At 71.5% G+C, this 22,168-nt stretch carries 19 protein-coding genes; 8 read left to right on the forward strand and 11 right to left on the reverse strand.

From position 1 onward, the window contains the following. The first annotated feature begins 134 nt into the window (after positions 1–134). Positions 135–1,454: an AsmA family protein gene (locus ACODT0_RS41120; RefSeq protein WP_422099517.1), complete on the forward strand. Its 1,320-nt coding sequence runs from the start codon at positions 135–137 to the stop codon at positions 1,452–1,454. On the opposite strand, the gene ACODT0_RS41125 is transcribed toward ACODT0_RS41120, so the two are convergent. The 3 genes from ACODT0_RS41125 to ACODT0_RS41135 form a co-directional block, all read right to left on the reverse strand. Continuing rightward, positions 1,451–2,839, reverse strand: a complete 1,389-nt coding sequence (locus ACODT0_RS41125) for a tripartite tricarboxylate transporter permease (protein WP_261212173.1) — start codon at positions 2,837–2,839, stop codon at positions 1,451–1,453. The two genes, ACODT0_RS41120 and ACODT0_RS41125, sit on opposite strands and share 4 nt — an antisense overlap. Then, positions 2,836–3,291: a hypothetical protein gene (locus ACODT0_RS41130; protein WP_057591784.1), complete on the reverse strand. Its 456-nt coding sequence runs from the start codon at positions 3,289–3,291 to the stop codon at positions 2,836–2,838. Before ACODT0_RS41130 ends, ACODT0_RS41125 begins: the two co-directional genes overlap by 4 nt. A 101-nt stretch (positions 3,292–3,392) precedes the next feature. Further along, positions 3,393–4,682 carry a hydroxymethylglutaryl-CoA reductase, degradative gene (locus ACODT0_RS41135; RefSeq protein WP_489043923.1) on the reverse strand — a complete coding sequence of 430 codons (1,290 nt, stop codon included), beginning with the start codon at positions 4,680–4,682 and terminating at the stop codon, positions 3,393–3,395. 142 nt (positions 4,683–4,824) lie between these two features. Here ACODT0_RS41135 and ACODT0_RS41140 point away from each other — a divergent pair, with 142 nt between their 5' ends. Next, positions 4,825–6,249, forward strand: coding sequence for an aminotransferase-like domain-containing protein (locus tag ACODT0_RS41140; protein ID WP_489043924.1), 1,425 nt, complete (start codon positions 4,825–4,827; stop codon positions 6,247–6,249). On the opposite strand, the gene ACODT0_RS41145 is transcribed toward ACODT0_RS41140, so the two are convergent. Together ACODT0_RS41145 and ACODT0_RS41150 are read right to left on the reverse strand one after the other, a co-directional pair. Continuing rightward, positions 6,250–7,776 carry a class I adenylate-forming enzyme family protein gene (locus tag ACODT0_RS41145; protein ID WP_489043925.1) on the reverse strand — a complete coding sequence of 509 codons (1,527 nt, stop codon included), beginning with the start codon at positions 7,774–7,776 and terminating at the stop codon, positions 6,250–6,252. A 38-nt stretch (positions 7,777–7,814) separates the two neighbouring features. After that, positions 7,815–8,606 carry a crotonase/enoyl-CoA hydratase family protein gene (locus tag ACODT0_RS41150; RefSeq protein WP_489043926.1) on the reverse strand — a complete coding sequence of 264 codons (792 nt, stop codon included), beginning with the start codon at positions 8,604–8,606 and terminating at the stop codon, positions 7,815–7,817. 79 nt (positions 8,607–8,685) lie between these two features. Between ACODT0_RS41150 and ACODT0_RS41155 the strand changes: the two genes are divergently transcribed. Further along, entirely contained in the window at positions 8,686–9,498 is an 813-nt protein-coding gene (locus tag ACODT0_RS41155; RefSeq protein ID WP_489043928.1) for a PaaX family transcriptional regulator, read from the forward strand. A 3-nt stretch (positions 9,499–9,501) separates the two neighbouring features. On the opposite strand, the gene ACODT0_RS41160 is transcribed toward ACODT0_RS41155, so the two are convergent. The 4 genes from ACODT0_RS41160 to ACODT0_RS41175 all read right to left on the reverse strand — a co-directional run bounded on the left by ACODT0_RS41160 (position 9,502) and on the right by ACODT0_RS41175 (position 14,596). Next, positions 9,502–11,310, reverse strand: coding sequence for a feruloyl-CoA synthase (locus ACODT0_RS41160; protein ID WP_489043929.1), 1,809 nt, complete (start codon positions 11,308–11,310; stop codon positions 9,502–9,504). Positions 11,311–11,487: 177 nt separating this feature from the next. Continuing rightward, positions 11,488–12,435 carry a 3-hydroxyacyl-CoA dehydrogenase NAD-binding domain-containing protein gene (locus ACODT0_RS41165; protein ID WP_489043930.1) on the reverse strand — a complete coding sequence of 316 codons (948 nt, stop codon included), beginning with the start codon at positions 12,433–12,435 and terminating at the stop codon, positions 11,488–11,490. Further along, positions 12,432–13,637: an ABC transporter substrate-binding protein gene (locus ACODT0_RS41170; protein ID WP_489043931.1), complete on the reverse strand. Its 1,206-nt coding sequence runs from the start codon at positions 13,635–13,637 to the stop codon at positions 12,432–12,434. Before ACODT0_RS41170 ends, ACODT0_RS41165 begins: the two co-directional genes overlap by 4 nt. 38 nt (positions 13,638–13,675) lie before the next feature. After that, complete coding sequence (locus tag ACODT0_RS41175; protein ID WP_057595325.1) at positions 13,676–14,596, reverse strand: beta-keto acid cleavage family enzyme; 921 nt, start codon at positions 14,594–14,596, stop codon at positions 13,676–13,678. Positions 14,597–14,751: 155 nt separating this feature from the next. On the opposite strand from ACODT0_RS41175, the gene ACODT0_RS41180 reads away from it, so the two are divergent. Together ACODT0_RS41180 and ACODT0_RS41185 are read left to right on the forward strand one after the other, a co-directional pair. Continuing rightward, a complete protein-coding gene (locus ACODT0_RS41180) occupies positions 14,752–15,132 on the forward strand; it encodes a DUF1090 domain-containing protein (RefSeq protein ID WP_422099525.1) in 381 nt (126 codons plus the stop codon). A 13-nt stretch (positions 15,133–15,145) separates the two neighbouring features. Beyond that, positions 15,146–15,856: a Crp/Fnr family transcriptional regulator gene (locus ACODT0_RS41185; RefSeq protein WP_093343707.1), complete on the forward strand. Its 711-nt coding sequence runs from the start codon at positions 15,146–15,148 to the stop codon at positions 15,854–15,856. A gap of 12 nt (positions 15,857–15,868) precedes the next feature. On the opposite strand, the gene ACODT0_RS41190 is transcribed toward ACODT0_RS41185, so the two are convergent. Further along, the gene (locus ACODT0_RS41190) at positions 15,869–17,671 is read right to left on the reverse strand and encodes a flavin-containing monooxygenase (protein WP_489043932.1); all 1,803 of its coding nucleotides are present in this window, start codon (positions 17,669–17,671) and stop codon (positions 15,869–15,871) included. A gap of 352 nt (positions 17,672–18,023) precedes the next feature. Between ACODT0_RS41190 and ACODT0_RS41195 the strand changes: the two genes are divergently transcribed. Continuing rightward, positions 18,024–19,394: a hypothetical protein gene (locus ACODT0_RS41195; protein WP_172705644.1), complete on the forward strand. Its 1,371-nt coding sequence runs from the start codon at positions 18,024–18,026 to the stop codon at positions 19,392–19,394. Between the two features lie 49 nt (positions 19,395–19,443). On the opposite strand, the gene ACODT0_RS41200 is transcribed toward ACODT0_RS41195, so the two are convergent. Then, the gene (locus ACODT0_RS41200; protein ID WP_489043933.1) at positions 19,444–20,517 is read right to left on the reverse strand and encodes a GlxA family transcriptional regulator; all 1,074 of its coding nucleotides are present in this window, start codon (positions 20,515–20,517) and stop codon (positions 19,444–19,446) included. A 103-nt stretch (positions 20,518–20,620) separates the two neighbouring features. Between ACODT0_RS41200 and ACODT0_RS41205 the strand changes: the two genes are divergently transcribed. Beyond that, a complete protein-coding gene (locus ACODT0_RS41205; RefSeq protein WP_489043934.1) occupies positions 20,621–21,601 on the forward strand; it encodes a tripartite tricarboxylate transporter substrate binding protein in 981 nt (326 codons plus the stop codon). A gap of 22 nt (positions 21,602–21,623) precedes the next feature. After that, the coding region (locus ACODT0_RS41210) for an alpha/beta fold hydrolase (protein WP_489043935.1) at positions 21,624–22,168 on the forward strand (545 nt) is incomplete at its 3' end.

Here is a 22,168-nt window from a genome sequence, read left to right on the forward strand (position 1 = left end):
GCGGACGCCTTGCTGCGCGCGGGCGCCTTGCATCCAGCCCCTTGGCGAAGCAGCGCGACCCCTTCTATAGAGTTAACAGGCCCTGGCGACGGCGGCTGACATCGGCAGTCGCCCAGGCGTGCTACGTTGGGTCCATGAAATCCCCCTCCCGGCGCGTCCGGTTCTGGCTCGCCGGCTCGGCCCTGGTGCTGCTGGCGGGCGCCCTCGCGCTGTGGGGCGCGGCGCGCTGGCTGCTGCCCAGCGACGCCGAGGTGTCGCAGCGCATCGCCGAGGGCTTCGAGAAGCACTACGGCATCGGCCTCAGGATCGGCGGCGCCCACTGGTCGCTGCTGCCCATGCCGGTGCTGGTGCTGACCGACGTCGCCACCGACCAGCCGCGCCCGGTCACCGTGCACCGCATCGCGCTGCGGCTGCAGCTCGCGCCGCTGTGGAGGCGCGTGGTCGCCGCCGACACGCTCGAGGTCGAGGGCGCGGTGCTGCCGGGCGAGGCGATCCGGGCCTTCCGCGGCCGCGCGCCCGAGACCATCGAGAAAGGCCGGATCGCCCTGCCCGCGCCCTGGACGCTGGCCGAGACGCCGCTCGAGCGGCTGCGCTGGCGCGACGTGCGCTGGATCGACCGGCGCGACATCGAGCTCGCCTACGACGGCCAGATCGACTTCGACCCCGGCTGGCGCCCGCGCCATGCGCTGGCCGAGCGCGCGGGTGCCTCGCCGCCGGCCCGGCTGCGGCTGGACCGCGAGGGCCGCAACGACCGCTGGCAGACCCGCATCGACGTGGCGGGCGGCAGCTGGAACGGCGTCAGCCGCTTCGAGTCGCTGGACAACGGCCGCCTGCGCGTGTCGGCCGAGCTCGTGCCGCGCGACGTCGACATCGAGGCGCTGGTCCAGACCTTCGGGCGCCGCACCTTCGTCGCCGGCAAGCTGCACGGCCAGACCACGCTGACGGCCGAGGCCGACAAGGCCGGCGCCCTGATGCGCGGCCTGCGCACGCGGACCGTGTTCTCGGTCAGCCCGGCCACCCTGACCAAGCTCGACCTCGCCAAGGCCGTGAGCACCGCCGGCATCAGCCGCGGCGGGCGCACCGTGCTCGACGAGCTCAGCGGCACGCTCGACACCGAGGCCACGCCCGACGGCACCGTGCTGCGCTACACCGGCCTCAAGGCGCGCTCGGGCGTGCTCACCGCCAGCGGCAACGTGCGGCTGTTCAACCGGCGCATCCAGGGCGATGCCGCGGTCGACATCGTCGACGGCGTGGTCGGCGTGCCGCTCAAGATCGGCGGCACCATGAGCGATCCCGAGCTCTCGCTGACCGGCGGCGCGCTCGCGGGCGCGGCCGTCGGCAGCGCGGTGCTGCCGGGCGTGGGCACCGCGATCGGCGCGCGCGTGGGGCAGCAGGTGGAGCGGCTGTTCGGGCTCGACGAGCCGCCCGGCTCGAAGAAGAAACCGAAACCCTAGCCGATCGCCTTCAGCACCGCCGGCACCGTCAGCACCGCCGTGTAGTAGCCCATGAACTGCACCCCGGTGTTGAAGCCGATGGCGCGCGACAGCAGCCCGCCGAGCAGGCCCATGGTGAGGATCACGAACAGCCCCAGCAGCTGCCCTTCCCAGACGCTGATCACCACGATCAGGCCGACGAAGGTGGCGATGATCGCCTCGTGGCTGACCTTGCGCGAGACGAACAGCGCCGCGCGGCGCGCGAAGTTCATGGTGAAGGGATAGGCCACCAGCGCCGCGAGGACCACCGCCAGCATGCCGTAGCCCAGGAACTCCCAGTGGCTCAGCAGGTTGTGCAGGTTGTGGGTCTGGCCGGTGGCGGCGTCGATGGTGAACACCGGCGGTGCGTTGAACAGCGGCGCGGCCGGCCCCGCGGCCACCGGGCTCAGCGGCAGGCCGATCGCGATCAGCGGGATCAGCGCCTCGGCCACGTAGGTGGCCTCGGTCACGCCGTTGCGCGCGGCCAGCGTGGTGGTGAGCCGGTGGTAGGCATGCTTGATGCGCGAGCCGACCAGCTCGCCGAGCACCACCGTCATCGCGACCGGGCTGAACACGAAGGTGGCGCTCGAAATGGTGGCGGTGGCCAGCGTCCACTTCACCTGGCCGCGGTCGAGCACCTTGAAGGGGTTCGGGAAGTAGCCGCTCCAGCCCTTCACGTCGGGCGCCAGCGAGAAGGTGCGCACCTTCTCGCGCGCCATGCGCGCCCTGGCCGTCGGCGACAGCACCGAGAACAGGTCGGCCACGAGCGGCCCGATCGCGATGCCGAGGAAGTAGCTGATGCTGAGCTTCACGCCGTACTTGGCGGTCAGCGACTGCAGCGCCACGATCACGATCACGAACGGCACCAGCGTCGCCACCGAGGCCCAGCGCCCGCTCGAGAACCAGGCGATGGCGACCGCCGCCACCACGAAGATCCACGGCGCCGCCTTGGTGATGGCCGCGCCGTAGGGCGCGAGCAGCACCGCGAACAGCACGGCCAGCGGCACCGCGACGAAGGCCGCGATGATCGCGCCCGACACCATCTTGCGCAGCGCGATGTGCGGCACGCCGAGGTTGCGCAGCATGTTGGCGTCCTGCAGCAGCGGCGTGGCCATGGTGTCGCCCGGAATGCCCAGCAGCGCGGTCGGCACCGCATGCGTCATGTGCTTGGCCACCGCGGCCGCGAGGAAGAAGGTGAACACGCCCGCGGGCGGCACGCCCAGCAGCACCACCAGCAGGGTCAGCGGCGCGAGCGTGGTGGTCTCGTCGGTGCCCGACACGAGGCCGATGGCGGCGAACACCACGGCGCCCACGAGGCCCATGCCGGTGGCGACGAGGATCTGGTTCAGCAGTGCGGCGTCGATCACGAGGCGGCTCCTTCGGCGGCGGCGCGGGTGCGCGGGCGGTGGTTGGCGAACAGGTCGTGCAGGCCCAGCTCCTGGAGCTCGCGCAGCGCGGCGGGCGGCAGGTCGCTCATCGCGCCGAGTTCGCCGTGCTCGCCGGCCAGTTCGGCCAGCACCTCCTCGCGCCAGCGCGGATCGGCCGCGCCGCCTTCGACCACCTCGCGCTTGGGCGCGAACAGCAGCGCGCAGATCAGGCCCGCGATCACGCAGCCCGCGAGGCCCGCGAGCATCGCGTAGGCGCGCGCCAGCTCGGGCGAGCGCACGGCGCCCGCGAGCAGGCGGTTGGCCAGCAGGAAGCCGGCCAGGCTCACGGCGATGCCGATCGCGATCGCGCCCGCGAGATGGCGCAGGTCCGCCGTGTCGCCCCAGATTTCCACCAGGCGCCATCGCGCCTGCGTCGTGCCGTTCGGGTTCATTGCTTGTCTCCGTTCTTGCTGGTGTGACGGCACGCGCCCCGCGTGCCGCCGCGGTATCGGCCGCGGTCCGTGGTGCGGGGCCTTCCCGCGATCCGTGAAGTTCAGTTCCTGGCGCGCAGGGCTTCGAGCAGCGCCACCGCGCGATCGGTGCGCACGTCGTGCTCGGTGGCCATCTGTTTGGCGACCGCATCGATCTCGTCGCCCGTGGCACCGGCCACCAGCGCGATGTTTCGCGCATGCAGCGCCATGTGGCCGCGCTGGATGCCCTCGGTGGCGAGCGCGCGCAGCGCGCCGAGGTTCTGCGCCAGGCCCACGGCCACCGCCACCTCGCCGAGCTCCTGCGCCGACTGCACGCCGAGGATCCTGAGCGCCAGCCGCGCCAGCGGATGAGTCTTGGTGGCGCCGCCGACCAGCCCCACGGGCATCGGCATCTCGATGGTGCCGACCAGCGCGCCGCTCTTGTCCTTCTCCCAGGTGGTGAGCGAGCCGTAGCGGCCATGGCGGCAGGCATAGGCATGCGCGCCCGCCTCGACCGCGCGCCAGTCGTTGCCGGTGGCGACGATCACCGGGTCGATGCCGTTCATGATCCCCTTGTTGTGCGTGGCCGCGCGGTAGGGGTCGACGGCCGCGAAGGTGTAGGCGTCGAGCACGCCCTCGACGATCTCCTCGCCGCTGCGCTCCGCGGTCTTCAGCACCGCGGGAGTGAGCCGCACGCGGGCGCGCGCCAGCCGCAGGTCGGCCAGGTTCGAGAGGATGCGCAACCGCACCGTGCCGCCCGTGAGCTGCTCGACCAGCGGCGACACCGCCTCGGCCATGGTGTTGACCGTGTTCGCGCCCATCGCGTCGCGCACGTCGACCACCAGGTGCAGCACCACCATCGCGCCGCGCGGCGTGTCCTCGAACACGTGCACCTCGATGTCGCGGCAGCCGCCGCCCAGGCCGATCAGCACCTTGTCGCGGCTGTTCGCCACCTCGAGGATGCGATCGCGCGCGCGCAGCAGCGCCAGCCGCGCGCCGTGCGGATCGCCCAGGCCCAGCAGCTGGACCTGCGCGCGCATCAGCGGCCCGCTGCTCGAGGCCTCGAAGCCGCCGCCCTCGCGCGCCAGCTTGGCCATGAAGGAGGCGGCGGCCACCACCGAGGGCTCCTCCACCGCCATCGGCACCAGGTACTCGCGGCCGTTGACCGTGAAGTTGCCGGCCACGCCCAGCGGCAGCTCGAAGGTGCCGATCACGTTCTCGACCATGCCGTTGGCGCGCTCGATGCCGAGCGCGCCGGGCGCGGCGAGCAGCGCCTTCTCCTCGGGCGTGAGCGCAGCGGCCTGCGCGATGTGATCGAGGCGCTGCGCGGGTGTCAGGGCTCGGAAATTGGGGAGGCGGGCGTCGGCGACCATCGTTCGTGCTTGGGTTCGTGCAAGGGTGGATTCGGAAGCGTGCGAATCTAGGCCCGCTGTACCAGCCTCGGCAGGCACAGTTTCGCGGGACAGTCGGGACAGTGCGACGCGTCCAGTGCCCGCTGTGTCACAGTCGCCGGCCATGAGCGTTCCCTCCAGCCGCGGCCCGCGCGCCGCCCCCATCGCCGATTCGCTCGCCGAGGCCCTCGCGCGCCAGATCGCCAGCGGCGCCTACAAGGCCGGCGACAAGCTGCCCTCGCTGCGCGAGCTCGCGCAGCTGCACGGCTATGCCAAGAACACCGTGGTGGCGGCCTTCGAGAACCTGGTCTCGCGCGGCCTGGTCGAGCCGCGCCGCGGCTCGGGCTACTTCGTGCGCGCGCAGCCGAAGCCCGCGGGCGCGAAGCCGCCCGAGGACGATGCCGGCAGCCTGGGCCGCGCGATGGACATCGTGTGGCTGATGCGCGAGCAGCTCAAGACCGAACCCGATGCGGTGGCCGTGGGCGACGGCTTCCCGCCGGTCGAATGGCTGGCCGACGTGCGGCTGGACAAGTACCACCCGAAGGTGGTGCGCACGGGGCTTGGCGCGCTGTTCCGCTACGGCAGCCGCTTCGGCTACGGCCCGCTGCGCGAGCACCTGGTGCGCAAGCTGGCCGACTTCGGCATCGGCGCCGAACCGCGGCAGATCGTGCTCACGCACGGCGCCAACGAGGCCATGGACATCGTGATCCGCTACTTCGTGCCGCCCGGCGGCAAGGTACTGGTCGACGATCCCGGCTACTACCCGCTGTTCGGCAAGCTCAAGCTCGCGGGCGCGCAGATGCTCGCGGTGCCGCGGCTGGCCGACGGGCCCGACCTCGAGGTGCTCGAGCAGCTGCTGGTGGCCGAGCGGCCGCGCCTGTTCTTCACGCAGTCGCTGGCCCACAACCCGACCGGCTCCGACATCTCGCCGGCCAAGGCCTTCCGCGTGCTGCAGCTGGCGCAGAAGCACGACCTGCTGATCGTCGAGAACGACCCGCTGGCCGACTTCAAGCCCACCGCGCTGCCGCGCCTGGCGGCGCTCGACCAGCTCGAGCGCACCATCTACATCGGCAGCTTCTCCAAGTCCTTCTCGGCCGCGCTGCGCGTGGGCTTCGTCGCCTGCGGCGCCGACCTCGCGAGCGACCTCGCCGACCTCAAGGCGCTGATCCACGTGAGCAGCTCGGAGTACGCCGAGCGCACGGTCGACGTGATCCTCAGCGAGGGCCACTACCAGCGCCACCTGAACCGGCTGCAGAACCGCCTGGGCGAGGCCACGCGCGAGGCACTGCGCTTCTTCGATGCGGTGGGCGCCGAGGTGTTCGCGCGCAGCCCGCAGTCGCTCTATGTCTGGGCCGCGCTGCCGGGCGTGGCCGACTCGCTGGCCTTCGCCAGGGAGCTGCTGCCGCGGCGCATCGTGATGGCGCCGGGCCGCATCTTCAGCGTCGACTCGACGCAGCTCTCGCGCTGGTCGCGCTTCAACGTCGGCGCCATGGCCGACCCGCGCTTCGCGAAGGCGATGCGCGCCACGCTCAAGCGCGTGGGCGGCTGATCAGCCCCGGTGGCGCTCGCGCAGCGCGCGCCGATCGAGCTTGCCGACCGCGGTCTTCGGAATCTCCTCGGCGAAGATCACGCGCTGCGGCTTCTTGTACGAGGCGAGCCGCCCGGCCACGTGCGCGATCAGCGCCGCCTCGTCGACGGCCTGGCCCGCGCGCGGCACCACCACCGCCGTGACCACCTCCACCCACTTCTCGTGCGGCAGGCCGATCACCGCGCATTCGCGCACCGCGGGGTGCGTCATCAGCGCATCCTCGACCTCGCGCGGGTAGACGTTGTAGCCGCCGCTGATGATCATGTCGGAGGTGCGGTCCTTCAGGTGCAGGAAGCCGCGCGCGTCGAACACGCCGACGTCGCGCGTGCGCACCCAGCCGCCCGCGACGAAGGTCTCGGCATTGAGCGCGGGTGCATCGTGGTAGCCCGCCACGGCCGAGGGCGCGCGCACCGCGATCTCGCCCGGCGTGCCGGCGGGTACCTCGTTGCCGGCCTCGTCGACCAGGCGCATCTCGACCTCGAGCGCGGGCTGGCCGCAGGCGCCCAGCAGTTCGTCGACATGGTCCTCGGGCCGCAGCACCGCGAGGCACAGCGGCACCTCGGTCTGGCCGTAGTACTGCCAGAAGCGGTGCCGGCCCCAGGCCGCCATCGCGCGCTGGATCACGCTGCGCGGCATCGGCGAGGCGCCGTAGATCACGTAGCGCAGCGCGCTCACGTCGGTGGCCGCCAGTTCCGGGTGCTCGAACAGCATCTGCAGCATGGTCGGCACCAGGTTGATCGCCGTGATGCGCTCGGCCTGCAGCGTGCGCAGGAACAGGCCCGGCTCGAAGCCCGGCAGGATCACGGTGCGGCCGCCGCGCAGCCAGAACGGCAGCACGAACACGCCGCTGGCATGGATCAGCGAGGCCGCGTGCAGCATCGCGTCCTCGGGCGTGGCGTTCAGCAGGTTCAGCAGCACGTTGCGGCAGATCGCCGCGTACGAGGCCTGCGTGTGCTGCGCGGCCTTCAGCGTGCCGGTGGTGCCCGAGGTGAAGAGCGTGAGCACCACGTCGTCGGGCGAAGGCTCGAAGTCGGGCGCCGTGGCGGGCAGCGTCGCCGCCCGCGCCAGCAGGTCGGGCGCGCCCTCGAGCGCCGCGCCGATGCCCAGGCAGGCCAGGCCCGGTGCCGCCTCGCGCAGCGCCGCCGCGCGCTCGGCCAGGTCGGGACCGAACACCAGGTGGGTGCAGCCGGTGTCGGCCAGCATGCGCGCATGCTCGGCCAGCGAGAGCCGCGCATTGAGCGGCACGCGGTTGATGCCGGCCTTCACGCAGGCGAAGTCCAGCGGCACGCTGTGCAGGCCGTTGTTGAGCAGCAGCGCCACGCGCGTGCGCGGCGCCGCGCCGACCGCGTGCAGCGCATGCGCGAGCCGGCTGCTGAGCTGGTCGACCTCGGTGAAGCTCAGGCTGCGTTCGCCGAATACGATGGCGGTGCGCGGGCCGTGCTGCAGCGCGCCGCGGCGGATCAGTTCGAGGTAGGTGGTTTGGTGCAAGTCCGTGTCTCCTGTGTGTTCTTCGGGTGGGGGCGCGCTCAGCGCCCGAACTCGCCGTGCCGGCCCGCGCCGCCCGCCAAGCGCGCCGCGCCCGCCTCGCCCTCGGCCGCGACGATCGGCACGCCGCGCGCGCCCTCGCGGCGCAGCGCCTCGGCCAGCGGCAGGTCCCATTGCTCGAAGGCCGAGCGGCGGTCGGCCAGCATGCATTGCTGCGGGAAGGCGGCGATCTGGCGCGCCAGTTCCTGCGCCGCGGCCAGCGCGCCGCCGGGCGGCACGACGCGGTTCGCGAGGCCCATGGCCAGTGCCTCGGCCGCGCCCACGGGGCGGCCGGTCAGGATCATGTCGAGCGCGCGGCCCATGCCCACCAGCCGCGGCAGCCGCACCGTGCCGCCGTCGATCAGCGGCACGCCCCAGCGGCGGCAGAACACGCCGAACACCGCGTCCTCGTCGGCCACGCGCAGGTCGGCCAAGAGCGCGAGCTCGAGCCCGCCCGCCACCGCGTAGCCGTTGATCGCGGCGATCAGCGGTTTGGACAGCGCCATGCGCGTGGGCCCCATCGGTCCGCTGCCGCCGCCCTCGGGGTCGAGCTCGTTGCGCCGCGCGGGGTCGCCGACGGCAGTGAGGTCGGCGCCGGCGCAGAAGTGGCCGCCTGCGCCGGTCAGCACCGCCACGCGCAGGGCGTCGTCGGCCTCGAAGCGCTCGAAGGCCGCGCGCAGCTCGGCGGCCACCGCGCCGTCGACCGCGTTGCGCCGAGCAGGCCGGTCGATGGTGACGGTCAGGATGGCGCCGTCGGATTCGGCGCGTACACAGGGGGTTTGTTCGGATGCCATGGAGGGGCTCCTTCGGACACAAAATTACGGAACGGATCGGTCCCGGTCATCGTAGGAAACATTTCATCATTTCGCAAACATGGACAAGATATGTAATGTCTCCGTCAGCCTGCCGAGCGCGCCCGACCTGATCCTCGACCTGCTGGTGGCCGACGGCGGCACGCTGAGTTCGCAGGCGCTGTGCCGCGCGGGCGCGCTGCTGGGCATCGGCGAGACCACGATGCGCGTGGGCCTCACGCGGCTCGCGGCCGAGGGCAAGATCGCGCGCGGCGAGCGCGGCAACTACCGGCTCGAGCGCGAGGGCCCGGCGCTGTCGCGCGCGGTCGACGGCTGGCTGCACAAGCAGGCGCAGGCCGTCGGCTGGCGCGGCGACTGGCTGGCCGTGCACGACGCCGGCGTGGCGCGCGCCGACAAGACCGCCTGGCGCCGCCACGGCCTCGCGCTCTCGCTGCGCGGCTTCGAGCCGCTGCGGCCCGGCCTGCAGATCCGGCCCGACAACCTCGCGGGCGGCCTCGAGGCCGAGCGCCGCAAGCTCAAGGAACTGGGGCTCTCGCCGGGCGCGCCGGTGTTCCGGCTCGCCGACCTCGACGAGGTGGCGCAGGCGAGCGCGCGCCGGCTGTGGGACGTGCGCGCGCTGGCCGCGCAATGCCGCCGCCTGCAGGCCGGCCTCGAGCGCAGCGAGCAGCGGCTGCGCATGCGGCCGCTCGAAACGGCCGTGCGCGAGTCGCTGCTGCTGGGCCGCGCGGTCATCGCGCACCTGATCCGCGATCCGCTGCTGCCGGCCGAGCTGATGCCGCCCGAGCCGCGCGCCGAGCTGCTCGCGGTCACGCGCCGCTACCAGGACACGGCGCGGCAGCTGTGGCGGCAGTGGCTGGCGCTGCCGGTGGCCTGAAGCTCAGGCCAGTCGCACCACCTGCGCATCCTCCGGCGCGCGCGCATGCAGCCGCTGCACGTCGCTCGCGCGCCGCACCAGCACCGCGCGCTGGTTGATGTAGCCCTTGTCGGTGATCTCGCCCGCATCGAGGCTCGGCGGCTCGCTCAGCACCAGCGCGCAGGCCGGGCACTGCGAGGAGCCCGCGCCCTCCGCGCGCAAGGCGCGCAGCACGCCCGCGATGCGCTCGGCCAGCGCCTCGGGCGCGAGCGCCGCGCCCTGCGGGCTCGCGAACACCAGCATGCCGATCTCGTCGCGGTCGTGGCCCGTGAGCACCACGTCCTGCGCATGCGGCGCCAGCAGCGACACCAGCTTCACGCGCAGCGTGCCCACCGACACCCAGGTGCCGGTCGAGAGCTTGAAGTCCTCGGCCACGCGGCCGTTGAAGATCACGCCGCGCACCGGATCGGCGGGGTCGGCCAGGAAGCCCGCGTCGCCGAGCCGGTAGTAGCCCTCTTCGTCGAAGGCCTGCGCGGTCTCGCGCGGCGCGCCACGGTAGCCGGGGAACACCGACACGCCCTTCACGCGCATCTCGAGCTTCTCGCCGTTGGGCACGAACTTCAGTTCCAGCCCCGGCAGCGGCGCGCCGATGCAGCCCGCGCCGTCGAGCTTCCAGTGCGCCGAGGTGATCGCGGGCGAGGTCTCGGTGGCGCCCCAGGAGGTGGTGAGCCACAGCGGCCGGTCGGGCCGCACGCGCCGCGCCACCGCCTCGAGCCGCTGCCAGGTCGAGGGCGCGAGCGCCGCGGCCGCGTAGAAGGCCAGCCGCAGGCGCGAGAACACCTCGGTGGCGAGCGCGTCGTCGGCCTCGAGGAAGGGCAGCAGCATGTCGTAGCCGCGCGGCACGTTGAACAGCAGCGTGGGCTTGACCTCGCGCAGGTTGCGCACCGTCTTCTCGATCAGTCCCGGCGCGGGCCGGCCCTCGTCGATGTAGAGCGCGCCGCCGTTCGCCAGCACCATGTTCAGGTCGTGGTTGGCGCCGAAGGTGTGGCTCCAGGGCAGCCAGTCGACCAGCACCGGCTTCTCGTGCGCAAGGAAGCGCCAGGTCTGGGCCATCATCTGCTGATTGGCGCACAGCATGCGGTGGGTGTTGATCACCACCTTGGGCTTGCCGGTCGAGCCCGAGGTCAGCAGGTACTTGGCATGGGTGTCGGGCAGCACCGCCTCGAAGGCCTGCATCACGGCGGGCGTCTCGGCGCTGGCGAGCAGCCGCGCGAAGGCCAGCGCGCCGGGGTGCGCGTCGGCGTTGCGGCTGAACACCGCGACCGCCTCCACGCCGCTGCCCGCGAGCGCGGCGCCGTAGGCCTTCGCATCCGAGGCATAGACCAGCCCCGGCCGCAGCGCGCGCAGCATCTCGTGCAGCCGCGAGGGGTCCTTGGCCATGCGCGAATAGGCGCTCGACAGCGAGCAGGCCGCACGGCCGATGTGCATCGTGGCCAGCATCAGCACCGCGTGGTCGATCGCGTTGTCCGACAGGATCACGACCGGCGCGTCGGCCGGCAGGTCGAGGTCGAGCAGGCCCTGCGCTACCGCGCCGACGGCCTGGCGCAGCGCGCGGTAGTCGAGCCGGCGCCAGTCCGCGCCGCCGTCGTTGCGCTCGGCGAAGGCCAGCGCCTCGGGCGTCTCGCGCGCCCAGCGCTCGATCCATTCGCCGATGCAGCGCGCATAGGGCTTCAGCGCCTGCGGCGAGCGCAGCGCAAAGGAGCCGTCGTCGAAGTCGATGCGCACCGTGCGGGGCGGAGCGATGAGGTTTTCGTCTTGCAGGAAGTCAGTCATCTCGGTGATCTGTTGCGCTGAGGGGCGGCTGCCGAAAGCGGGAGCGGACTTCCGGACGCAGAGGACGCGAAGGTCTCGCGAAAGACGCAAAAGGAATTCAGAAAAAATCTTTGAATTTCTCTTTCGCGTTCTTCGCGAAACCTTCGCGTCCTCTGCGTCCGGCTGTTGGTGTTCGTTTCAATCCAGTGTGCCGGTGCCGGCCTTGGCGCGAATCAGGTTCAACAGCAGGGTGTCGCGCGCGGCCTCGAGCTCGGCCGTGCGGCGCGCGCCCAGTTCCTGCGCCACGCCCTCGCTCACCTGCGCTTTCAGCGCCGGCGTCATCGACGGCGCGCCCAGGTCCCGCCACCAGTCCTCGATCGGCCCGCCGAGGTGCGCGAGCACGTGCGCGATGCCGCCCGCGCCGCCCGACAGGTGCAGGTTCATGAACGGTCCCATCACGGCCCAGCGCAGGCCCGGGCCGTGCGCGATCGCGGTGTCGATGTCGGCCACCGAGGCCACGCCCTGCTCGACCAGGTGGAAGGCCTCGCGCCACAGCGCGGCCTGCAGCCGGTTCGCGATATGGCCCTTGACCTCGCGCTTCACGTGGATCGGCCGCTTGCCGATGGCCGCGTAGAAGGCCATGGTGCGCTCGATGGCGTCGGCCGAGGTGAGCTCGCCGCCGATCACCTCCACCAGCGGGATCAGGTGCGGCGGGTTGAACGGATGGCCCAGCACCACGCGGTCCGGATGCGCGCAGCCCGACTGCACGCCGCTGATCGCCAGGCCCGAGGAGCTCGAGGCCAGGATCGCGTCGGGCGGCGAGGCCGCGTCCATGCGGCGGAACAGCTCGATCTTGAAGTCCATGCGCTCGGGGCCGTTCTCCTGCACGAAGTCGGCCACCGAGACCGCGTCCTCCAGGCTGTCGTGGAAGCGCAGCCGGTCGACCGAGGCGCCCGCGGCCAGCCCGAAGCGCTCGAGCGTGGGCCAGTGCTGCGCCACCGCCTGGCGCAACCGCTCCTCGGCCCCGGGCGAGGGATCGGTCGCGTTGACGTCGAGGCCCTGCGCGAGGAAGTAGGCGGTCCAGCTCGCGCCGATCACGCCGGTGCCGACCACCGCGACGCGCCGTACGCCGTGCACCGCGCTCATGACTTCCACCGCGCGCAGCGGCTCTCGGCCTTGGTCGTCCAGGCAGCCTCGCCGCGGATCGCTTCCACCACCTTGTAGTAGTCCCAGGGCTCCTTCGATTCCTCGGGCGACTTCACCTGCATCAGGTGCATGTCGTGCACCATCAGGCCGTCGTCGCGCAGCCAGCCGCCCTTGACGAACATGTCGTCGAACTTCGTCCTGCGCAGCTGCGCCATCACCTTGTCGGCATCGTCGCTGCCCGCGGCCTTCACGGCCTGCAGGTACTGCAGCGCGGCCGAGTAGTCGCCGGCATGGAAGGAGGAGGGCATGCGCTTGTGCTTGTCGAAGAAGCGGCGCGCCCAGGTGCGTGCCTCGGGGCTCTGGTTCCAGTACCAGCTGTCGGTCAGGTACATGCCCTGCGAGGCCTTGAGGCCCAGCGCATGCACGTCGTTGATGGTGATGATCATGCCGGCCAGCTTCATGTTCTTGCCGATGCCGAACTCGGCCGCCGACTTGATCGCGTTGACCGTGTCGCCGCCCGCGTTGGCCAGCGCCAGCACCTGCGCCTTCGAGCTCTGCGCCTGCAGCATGAAGGACGAGAAGTCGCTCGCGCCCAGCGGGTGCTTGACCGAGCCCGCCACCGTGCCGCCGTTCGCCAGCACCGTCTTGGTCGCGTCGTTCTGCAGCGCGGCGCCGAAGGCGTAGTCGGCCGCCACGAAGTACCAGCTCTTGCCGCCGGCCTTGACCACCGCGCTCGCGGTGCCGCGCGCCATCGCCACCGTGTCGTAGGCGTAGTGCACCGTGTAGGGCGAGCAGTACTCGTTGGTGAGGCTCGACGCGCCCGAGCCCACCACGAAGTAGGGCTTCTTCTTGTCCGCCGCCACGCCGGCCATGGCGATGGCCGCGCCCGAGTTGACGCCGCCGATCAGCATGTCGACCTTCTGCACGTCGAACCACTCGCGCGCCTTGGCGGCGGCGATGTCGGGCTTGTTCTGGTGGTCGGCCGTGACCAGCTCGATCTTCTTGCCGCCGATGGCGCCGCCCATGTCGGCGATCGCCATGCGGATGGCCTCGGCGCCGGCCGGGCCGTCGTAGTCGCGGTACAGGCCCGACATGTCGCTGATGAAGCCGATGCGGATCACGTCGTCGGACACCTGGGCCGATGCGCTTGCGGAAAAGGCGGCGCCGAGCGCGAGGGCCAGGGCGGTGCGGGAAAGCTTCATTCGATCTGTCTCCGTTCGTTGTTCTGGCGGGTGCGGGTTCAGCCGAGCGCGAACTCGGGCCGCGGCGTGCCCACGCGCGGCAGGCCCATGAGCTGGCGCGCCTCGGCGGGCGTCGCCACTTCCATGTCGAGCTCGCGGATCACGCGCACGATGCGCTCGGTGAGCTGCACGTTGGTGGCCAGCTCGCCCTGGCGGAAGTAGAGGTTGTCCTCCAGGCCGACGCGCGCATGGCCGCCCAGCAGCAGCGCCGCCACGTTGGCCTCGAGCTGCGAGGTGCCGATGCCGCTGACGCCGAAGATGCTGCCCTTGGGCAGCGTGTCGACCATCATCTGCAGGAAGCGCGGCGAGTAGGGCATCGCGTTCTGGAAGTTGCGGTGCACGTTCATCACCAGGTTGATGAAGTAGGGCTCGTCGTCGTGGCCCTCGCCGATCAGCGTGGTCGTGTCCTGCAGGATGTGGGTGGGGCTGAAAACCTCCCACTCGGGCTTGATGCCGCGCGCCTTCATGCCGGCGGCGAGTTCGCGCCCGCGCGTGATCGGCGTGTCCATCAGGATCTGCCTGCCCTCGAAGCTCAGGTTGAGCGTGGTGGCGTCGAGCGTGCACATCTCGGCGCCCGCGTCCATGCCCTTGATGCGTTCCTCCCACGCGATCTCCCAGCGGTCGCCGGCCAGCGGCTTGACCATGTCGCCGTGCACGCCGCCGCCGGTGGAGTTGTTGAGCACGATGTCGCAACCGCCCGCGCGGATGCGGCTGTTGATCTCGCGGTAGACCTCGGCGTCGCAGGTCGCGCCGTCGTCGGGGCGGCGCGCATGGATCGCCGCCACGCTGGCGCCGGCATTCCAGCAGCGCAGCACGTCGGCCGCGATCTCGGCGGGCTGGGTGGGGAGGTGGGGGTTCTGGGACTTGTGTGCCATGCCGCCAGTGGGGGCGATGGTCACGATCACTTTGCGCTTCGACATGGCGGGGTTCCTGGAGTCCTTCGTGGAGCGCGCCATTATTTTTGGCGCGGGCAGCGCACTCAGTCATCGCGACGACATTCGGGGGCAGGGTTTACGCGGCGTGCAGAGGCTACAGTCGCCCTGTCGTTCGCATTCATCCACAACAAGGAGCGCTCATGAAACTGTCATCGCTGGTCCTCGCGGCCGCCGCGGTCCTGGCGTCGGGCCAGGCCTTCGCGCAGGGCGGTCCCGAGGCGGGCTGCGCCGCCAAGCGCGAGGCGATCTCGCGCGACATCGAAGCCGCCAAGGCCGAGGGCCAGGCCCATCGCGTGCGCGGCCTCGAACGCGCGCTGGCCGAGGTGCGGCGCAACTGCAGCGATGCCAGGCTGGCCGCGCGCCATCAGGAGCGCATCCGCGGCGAGGAGCGCAAGGTCGCGCAGCGCGAACGCGAGCTGGCCGAGGCGCGCCGCAAGGGCGATCGCGACAAGATCGCGCGCCGCGAGGACAAGCTGCGCGAAGCCCAGGCCGAGCTGCAGCGCGTCAAGGACCTGCCCTGAGCCTCGAGAGAAGATGCCCGCTGCCCGGCCTGTTCCTCCCCCAGCCTCGCTGACCCTGGCTCAACTGCTGCAGGGATCGGCCTGGTTTCCGCAACTCGGCGTGGCCGCCGGCGAGCGCGTGCTCGAGGAGATGCGCGAGGTCGAGGTGGCGACCGGCGCCGCGCTGTGCCGCTGCGGCGACACCCCGCTGCACTGGTACGGCACCATCGACGGCCTGCTCAAGTGGTGCGTGAGCTCGCCCGACGGGCGCTCGGTCACCCTGGGCGGCCTGTCGACCGGCAGCTGGTTCGGCGAAGGCACGTTGCTGCGCGGCGTGCCCCGCACCGCGGACATCATCGCGCTGCGCCCCAGCCGGGTGGCGCTGATGCCGCTGGAGACCTTCGACTGGCTGCGCGCCACGCACCGCAGCTTCGACGACTTCCTGCTGCGCCAGATCAACGAGCGCATGCACTGGTTCCTCGGCAACTTCGCCGCCCACCACCTGCTGGACACCGACAGCCAGGTCGCGCGCGCGCTCGTCGGCCTGTTCCACGAGTGGCTGCATCCGGGCAGCGATCCGCACCTGGAGGTGTCGCAGGAGGAGATCGCCAACCTCTCGGGCCTGTCGCGCCAGCGCTGCAACGCGGCGTTGCGGCGGCTGGCATCGGCCGGACTGCTGCGCATCGAGTACGGCGGCATCACCGTGACCGATCTCGACGGCCTGCGCCGCCGCATCGACGGCTGAGCGCCTCGCGCCTCAGCGCCGGTGGTGCGAGGGCGCGAGCTCGTACACCGGCGTGTCGAGCCCTTCGGCGCGCGCCTTGAGCTGCAGCGCGAGGAACTGCGAGTAGTGGCGCGACTGGTGCAGGTTGCCGCCGTGGATCCAGAGGTTCGGCACCTGCGTCGGCTTCCACATGTTGCGCAGCTCGCCTTCCCACGGGCCCGGATCCTTCGGCGTGTCGGAGCCCAGGCCCCAGCACTTGCCGACCCGGTCGGCGACCTCGGGCGAGATCAGGTCGGCGAGCCAGCCGTTCATCGAGCCGTAGCCGGTGGCATAGACCAGCAGGTCGGCCGGCAGCTCGCTGCCGTCGGTCAGCGTCACCGAGCGTTCGTTCACGCGCTCGATGTTCACGCCGCTCCTGAGCTTCACGCTGCCGTTGGCCACCAGCTCCGAGGCGCCCACGTCGATGTAGTAGCCCGAGCCGCGCCGCAGGTACTTCATGAACAGGCCCGATCCGTCGGCGCCGAAGTCGAGCATGAAGCCCGCTTTCTCCAGCCGCGCATAGAGGTCGGCATCGCGCTTCTTCATCTCGTCGTAGACCGGGATGTGGAAGGTGTGCATCACCTGGTAGGGCACCGAGGCGAAGATCAGGTCGGCCTTGTGGTGGTCGATGCCGCTCTTCACCGCCTGCTCGGAATACAGGCCGCCGAGCGCCAGTTCCATCAGCGAGTCGGAGGGCGCGATGTGGGTCGACGAGCGCTGGATCATCGTCACGTCGGCGCCGTGCTCCCACAGCGCCGCGCAGATGTCGTGCGCCGAGTTGTTCGAGCCCAGCACCACGCACTTCTTGCCCGCATAGGCCTCGGGCCCGGGGTGCTTGCTCGAATGGTGCTGGTCGCCCTGGAAGTTCTCGGCGCCCGCGAGCACGGGCACGTTCGGATAGCCCGACACGCCGAGCGCGAACACCAGCTGCTTCGGCCGCAGCACCACCTCCTTGCCCTCGCGTTCCACGCGCACTTCCCAGCGCTGCGTGGCCTCGTCGAAGCGCGCCTTCTTCGCCGTGGTCGAGCTCCAGTAGTTGAGCTCCATCACCTTGGTGTACATCTCGAGCCAGTCGCCGACCTTGTCCTTGGGCGCGAACACCGGCCAGTCGTCGGGGAAGGGCATGTAGGGCAGGTGGTCGTACCAGACCGGGTCGTGCAGGCACAGCGACTTGTAGCGGTTGCGCCAGGAGTCGCCCGCGCGCGCATTGCGCTCGATGATGATCGTGGGCACCCCGAGCCGGCGCAGCCGCGCGCCGAGCGCGATCCCGCCCTGGCCGCCGCCCACGATCACTACCTCGGGCTGCTCGGTGTAGCCCAGCGTGCGGGCTTCCTCCTCGCGCTTCTCGAGCCAGCTCTGGCGCCCCTTGTGCACGCCGTGCTCCGCGCCCTTGATGCGGTTCGCGCCGGTCTTCTCCTCGAAGCCCTTGAGCTCGGTCATGGTGGTCAGCAAGGTCCAGGCCTTGCCGCCGCGCAGCCGCAGGTGGCCGCGGCCGCGCGCCACCCGGGTCTCGAACGTGAACCAGGCCTCTGTCACCCCGTCGGCCTCGCTGGCCTCGCCCTCGAGCGCGAAGTTCGAGGGCTGCGTGTCGGCCAGCCGCGCCGCCAGCATCGCGCGGATCGCGCCCGCGCCTTCCTGCGTGCGGATGTTCCAGGTGAAGGCCACGAGGTCGCGCCAGAAGCCCTCGGCCTCGAACAGCGCGACCGTGGCCTCGACGTCGTTGCGCGCGAGCGTGGCGCCGAAGTCGGCCAGCCAGGTGGCGGCAGCCCGCGTGGGGGCGGCGGTGGATGCGGTCATCGAATGTCTCCGTGTATGAATGGATGAGAACGAACGCTGCGCCGCGGACGGCGCAGGTTGCGTTGCGCAGCTTTCATGCCGCATGGCGGCGCACGGTGAATCAGGGACTTGGCGGGGGTTTTGTCGCGGGTGGGCTGCGTTGTCGCGCTCCCGCTGCGACGGGGATGAGACGGCGAGACGGCCCGCCGCTTTTGCGAAGTCCCTTCAATCACCCATTGGGAGGAGCGTTGCCACAGGGCGACGACCACGTTTCATGATGATGCGAAAGTATTCCGTCGCGGATAGATTTAGCCGCCGTCTGCCGACGAGGTCAGCGGGGCAACGAGTCAATCCAACAGAAAGAGATGAGGACATGAGGAGCACAACAACGAAGGCCCTGTGCGCCACGGCACTGGCGGCGGTCATCGCGGGATGCGGTGGTGGTGGGGGAGGTGGCGGCGGCGGGCTGCCGTTCGCCGTGGTGCCGCAGACGCCCGCCGAGTCGGAAGCCAAGCTGTCCGTCGAGGTCGACGGCAGCGCCGCGAGCCCCGACAGCGCGGGCAAGTACCAGGTGGCTCCGGGCCAGCTCGTGACGGTCAAGTCGAGCGATGGCAGCGAGATCACCTGGACCGGCGACAGCCGCAGCGGCGTGGCCCAGCGCGTCGAGGTCGATACCTCCGGCTCGCAGTGGCTGTCGCGCTTCAAGAACCCCAATGCGACGGGCAGCGCCGAGTTCAAGCTGACGGCCAGCGCATCGGGCAACCGGCGCAAGGAGCTGAGCTTCTCGGTCGGCACCGGCGACTACCGCAACGGGCGCTACACCGTGTATGCGGCCAATGGTTCGCGCCAGACGCTCGCCATCGATTTCGACAAGGCCACCTACACCTTGACCGACACGGCGGGCGATGCCAGCTCGGGCACCCTGACGGCCGGCGCGTCGCGCGACGGCGACTGGAAGGTGCAGAGCAGCCGCAGCACGAGCAAGGTGCTCGCGCTGCGTGGCCTCGGCGACAACATCGTCGGCGCGCTTCCGTTCGCGGTGGGCTACACCTCGCCGACGGCCTATGCGCCGTTCCCCTTCATCGCATCGCGCGCATTGCTGCTCCAGCAGGGCAAGCTCGACGGCACCTACGACCGCGGCCGGATCGACTTCTCGCCCGCGGGGGGGCAATCGGCCATCGCGCAGATCCAGATCTCGGGTGGCGGCAAGGTGATGAAGCAGTGCCTCAACCTCGTCATCTACAAGATCGAGCAGTGCCCGAGCGCCGACGTGTCCGTCAGCAACATCGAGCCCGATCCGCAGCAGCCCGGCGTGTGGACGATGAAGAGCGCCGTCGACGGCACCCTGTTCGGTCGCTTCGCGCTCGCCGACTTCGGCGGCGAGAAGATCTATCTGAGCGCGGGTCCGTCGCCCACGACCAACACCCAGGTGCTGGCGGTGGGCGTGCCGGCCGCATCGGGCTACGCGGACTTCAGCAGCAAGGGCTGGTCGACGGGCGGCACGGCCGATGTCGTGGTGGCCGCCGGCTCGACGTACTCGCTGACCGGCACGGACGGCGCGGCCACCGCTCAGGCCGATCTCGCGCTGGCGGTCCAGCCATCGTTCGGGCCGGCGGGCATGCGCACGGCGACGAAGGGCAGCTCGGTCTACTTCGCGATGCGCTCGAAGCAACTCGAGCTGCTGATCGGCGCGCGCACCCCGTCGCTGAACGCCGGCTTCCTGCACCTGGGCCTGGTCGACTGATCGCGTCCATTCCACGACGAGCCCGCGCCCGCCAGGGTGCGGGCTTTTTTCATGGGCGGGCCGCCGGCTTTCCCTTGCCCGGCGCCAGCACGTCGTCGTAGGCCTGCAACTGCCACACCGCGCGCGGCGTGCGCACCGTGTAGCGCTCGCGGTATTCCGACGGGCTCATGCCGGCGATGCGCTTGAAGGTGCGCCGGAAGGTCGAGACGTCCGCGTAGCCCGAGGCGTCGGCGATCTCGTGCATCGAGCGCCAGGTGGCCTCGAGCCACATGCGCGCGCGCTTCACGCGCAGCTCGTGCAGGAACTGGATCGGCGAACGCTCGATGTGACGCGCGAACAGCCGCACCAGCGTGCGTTCGCTGACCGCCGCGGCCGAGGCCATCTCGGCCACCGTCAGCGGCCGGCCCGCGTTGGCCTCGATGAAGGCGATGGCGCGGTGCAGCGGCGCATCGCGCGAGGTGCCCACCACCTGCTCGGGGATGTCGAGCACCAGGTGCTGGCGTTCGGGGTTGGCGAGGAACTTGTCGCGGCAGGCCGCGGCGAGGTCCGACAGGCCGACGCCGTCGAGCAGCTTGAGCACCATCGCATGCATCAGGTCGGGCGTGGCCGCCAGCACCATGTGCGGGCCGAGCGTCAGCGGCGTCTCGCTGTGGATCGGCGTGTCGGGGAAGTCGTGCGCGAAGCCCGACTGGTAGAGCCACGACAGCGGCACCGGCTGGTGCGCGAGCAGCCCCGCGCGCCCGGCCAGCCACAGGCCGGTGCCGCAGGCGCCGATCCAGTCGCCCGCCGCGTGGCGGCTCGCGAGCTGCGCGCAGAGCGCGGCGTTCTGCGCCACCAGTCGGCGCAGGCCCGGAATGGTCACCATCATCAGCGGCGGCACCACCGCGAGCGCGGTGGCGGGCGCGCGGCGCGAGCGCTTCGCCTCCTCGTCCGACTGGAACGCGAGGCGCCGCATCGCATGCGGTCCGCCGTCGGGCCCGAGCAGCCGCCAGGCCACCGGCGCGTCGATGCGCCGCCCCGCGCGCGCACGCGCCAGCGAGTTCGCCTCGCGCAGGATGTCGATGGCACCGAAGACGCTGCCGGGCAGGCCGCCATGCGGCAGGTAGAGGTCGAAGCGGATCATGGGCTTGGCGGATTGTGTACCCCAAGTGGCCGAAAAGGTCCTGTGCCGCGCGGGACCGCGTTTGTAGCATCCGCTCCCACGTCAACCACAGCCGGAGTTCGAGATGAGCCTGACATGGATCGCGCGCCGCCTGGCCATCGGCCTCGCGGTGCTTCCCCTGGTCGCGGGTGCGCAGGCCTGGCCCGCCAGGCCGGTGAACTGGGTCGTGCCCTATCCCGCGGGCGGCCCGGCCGACGTGATCGCCCGCGCCATCGCGCCGCGCATGGCCCGCGAGCTGGGCCAGCCGGTGCTGGTGGAGAACCTCGGCGGCGTGGGCGGCGCGCTGGCGGCGCAGAAGGTGCTGAACGCGCCGGCCGACGGCTACACGGTGCTGCAGGGCTCGCCCAACGAAGTCATCCTCGCGCCGCTCGCGCGCGCCGCGGTGAAGCTCAGGCTCGAGGACTTCGTGCTGGTCTCGCCGGCCACCAACAACCCGCTGGTGCTGGTGACGCGCAAGGCGCTCGCGGCCGACGACCTCGATGCCTTCGCGGCGCTCGCGCGCTCTTCCGCCGCGCAGCCGCTGACCTACGGCAGCGTGGGCGTGGGCTCGATGTTCCACCTCGCGGCCGAGGACCTGGCCGCGCGCATGGATGCGAGGGTCATGCACGTGCCCTACAGCGGCGGCGCGCCGCTGATCCAGGACCTGGGCGGCGCCAACCTCGACTTCGCGCTGATGCCCTTCACCACCGGCTACCTGGGACTGGCCGAGACCGGCCGGCTCAAAATCCTCGCGGTCGCCTCGAAGCAGCGCCTCGCGCAGATGAAGAACGTGCCGACCTTCGCGGAAAGCCGCGTCGCCGCCGGTTTCGAGGCCGGCGCCTGGGCCGGGCCGATGGTGCGCAGGGGCACGCCCGAGGCCGTGGTCGAGCGCCTGCACAAGGCGCTGCAGGCGAGCCTGGCCGACCCGCAGGTGCGCACGACCCTCGAGGCCTCGGGCTCGCAGGTGTCCGAGCGCATGAGCCTGGCCGAGGCCACGCGCTTCCTGGCCGCGGAAGCCGAGCGCTACCGCACGCTCGCGCGCCGCATCGGCGTGCGGCCCGAATGACCATGACGCAAGGGACATCGGCATGAGCTTCGTGCATTCCGGCGGCGTCGACATTTACTACGAGCGCACGGGCCAGGGGCCGGCGCTGCTGTTCTGCCACGGCGCGGGATCGAATGCCGCGACCTGGTGGCAGCAGATTCCCGCGTTCTCGCAGCGCTTCACCTGCATCGCGTTCGACGCGCGCTGCTTCGGCCGTTCGCTCGCGCCGCTCGAGGCCTTCGGGCACGAGGCCCTGGTGGCCGACGCGCTCGCGGTGCTCGATGCCGAGGGCATCGACAGCGCCGCGCTGGTGTGCCAGTCGCTCGGCGGCATGACCGGCGCGCGGCTCGCGCTGCGCCATCCCGAGCGGGTGTGGGCCTTCGCCTGCTGCGACTCGCCGCTGGCGATCGACCATCCGCGGATGCTGGCCAACGTCGCGGCCTTTCTCGGCGAGGTGGCGGCGACCGAGCTCGAGGACCGCGCGCTGAGCCCGGCCTTCGTGCGCGAGCGGCCCGCGATGGCCTGGCTGTACCGGCAGATCAACCAGTTCAATCCCGCGGTGCACGGCGCCGCGGCCCGCCGCGGCCG

Source organism: Variovorax sp. FG153 (genome assembly GCF_057809595.1).

What these genes read in the sequence shown, in the direction of transcription:
- ACODT0_RS41120 (WP_422099517.1), top strand. Translation starts at nt 135, where the DNA reads ATGAAATCCCCCTCCCGGCGCGTCCGGTTCTGGCTCGCCGGCTCGGCC.
- ACODT0_RS41130 (WP_057591784.1), bottom strand. Translation starts at nt 3,291, where the DNA reads ATGAACCCGAACGGCACGACGCAGGCGCGATGGCGCCTGGTGGAAATC.
- ACODT0_RS41135 (WP_489043923.1), bottom strand. Translation starts at nt 4,682, where the DNA reads ATGGTCGCCGACGCCCGCCTCCCCAATTTCCGAGCCCTGACACCCGCG.
- ACODT0_RS41140 (WP_489043924.1), top strand. Translation starts at nt 4,825, where the DNA reads ATGAGCGTTCCCTCCAGCCGCGGCCCGCGCGCCGCCCCCATCGCCGAT.
- ACODT0_RS41150 (WP_489043926.1), bottom strand. Translation starts at nt 8,606, where the DNA reads ATGGCATCCGAACAAACCCCCTGTGTACGCGCCGAATCCGACGGCGCC.
- ACODT0_RS41155 (WP_489043928.1), top strand. Translation starts at nt 8,686, where the DNA reads ATGGACAAGATATGTAATGTCTCCGTCAGCCTGCCGAGCGCGCCCGAC.
- ACODT0_RS41160 (WP_489043929.1), bottom strand. Translation starts at nt 11,310, where the DNA reads ATGACTGACTTCCTGCAAGACGAAAACCTCATCGCTCCGCCCCGCACG.
- ACODT0_RS41165 (WP_489043930.1), bottom strand. Translation starts at nt 12,435, where the DNA reads ATGAGCGCGGTGCACGGCGTACGGCGCGTCGCGGTGGTCGGCACCGGC.
- ACODT0_RS41170 (WP_489043931.1), bottom strand. Translation starts at nt 13,637, where the DNA reads ATGAAGCTTTCCCGCACCGCCCTGGCCCTCGCGCTCGGCGCCGCCTTT.
- ACODT0_RS41175 (WP_057595325.1), bottom strand. Translation starts at nt 14,596, where the DNA reads ATGTCGAAGCGCAAAGTGATCGTGACCATCGCCCCCACTGGCGGCATG.
- ACODT0_RS41180 (WP_422099525.1), top strand. Translation starts at nt 14,752, where the DNA reads ATGAAACTGTCATCGCTGGTCCTCGCGGCCGCCGCGGTCCTGGCGTCG.
- ACODT0_RS41185 (WP_093343707.1), top strand. Translation starts at nt 15,146, where the DNA reads ATGCCCGCTGCCCGGCCTGTTCCTCCCCCAGCCTCGCTGACCCTGGCT.
- ACODT0_RS41190 (WP_489043932.1), bottom strand. Translation starts at nt 17,671, where the DNA reads ATGACCGCATCCACCGCCGCCCCCACGCGGGCTGCCGCCACCTGGCTG.
- ACODT0_RS41195 (WP_172705644.1), top strand. Translation starts at nt 18,024, where the DNA reads ATGAGGAGCACAACAACGAAGGCCCTGTGCGCCACGGCACTGGCGGCG.
- ACODT0_RS41200 (WP_489043933.1), bottom strand. Translation starts at nt 20,517, where the DNA reads ATGATCCGCTTCGACCTCTACCTGCCGCATGGCGGCCTGCCCGGCAGC.
- ACODT0_RS41205 (WP_489043934.1), top strand. Translation starts at nt 20,621, where the DNA reads ATGAGCCTGACATGGATCGCGCGCCGCCTGGCCATCGGCCTCGCGGTG.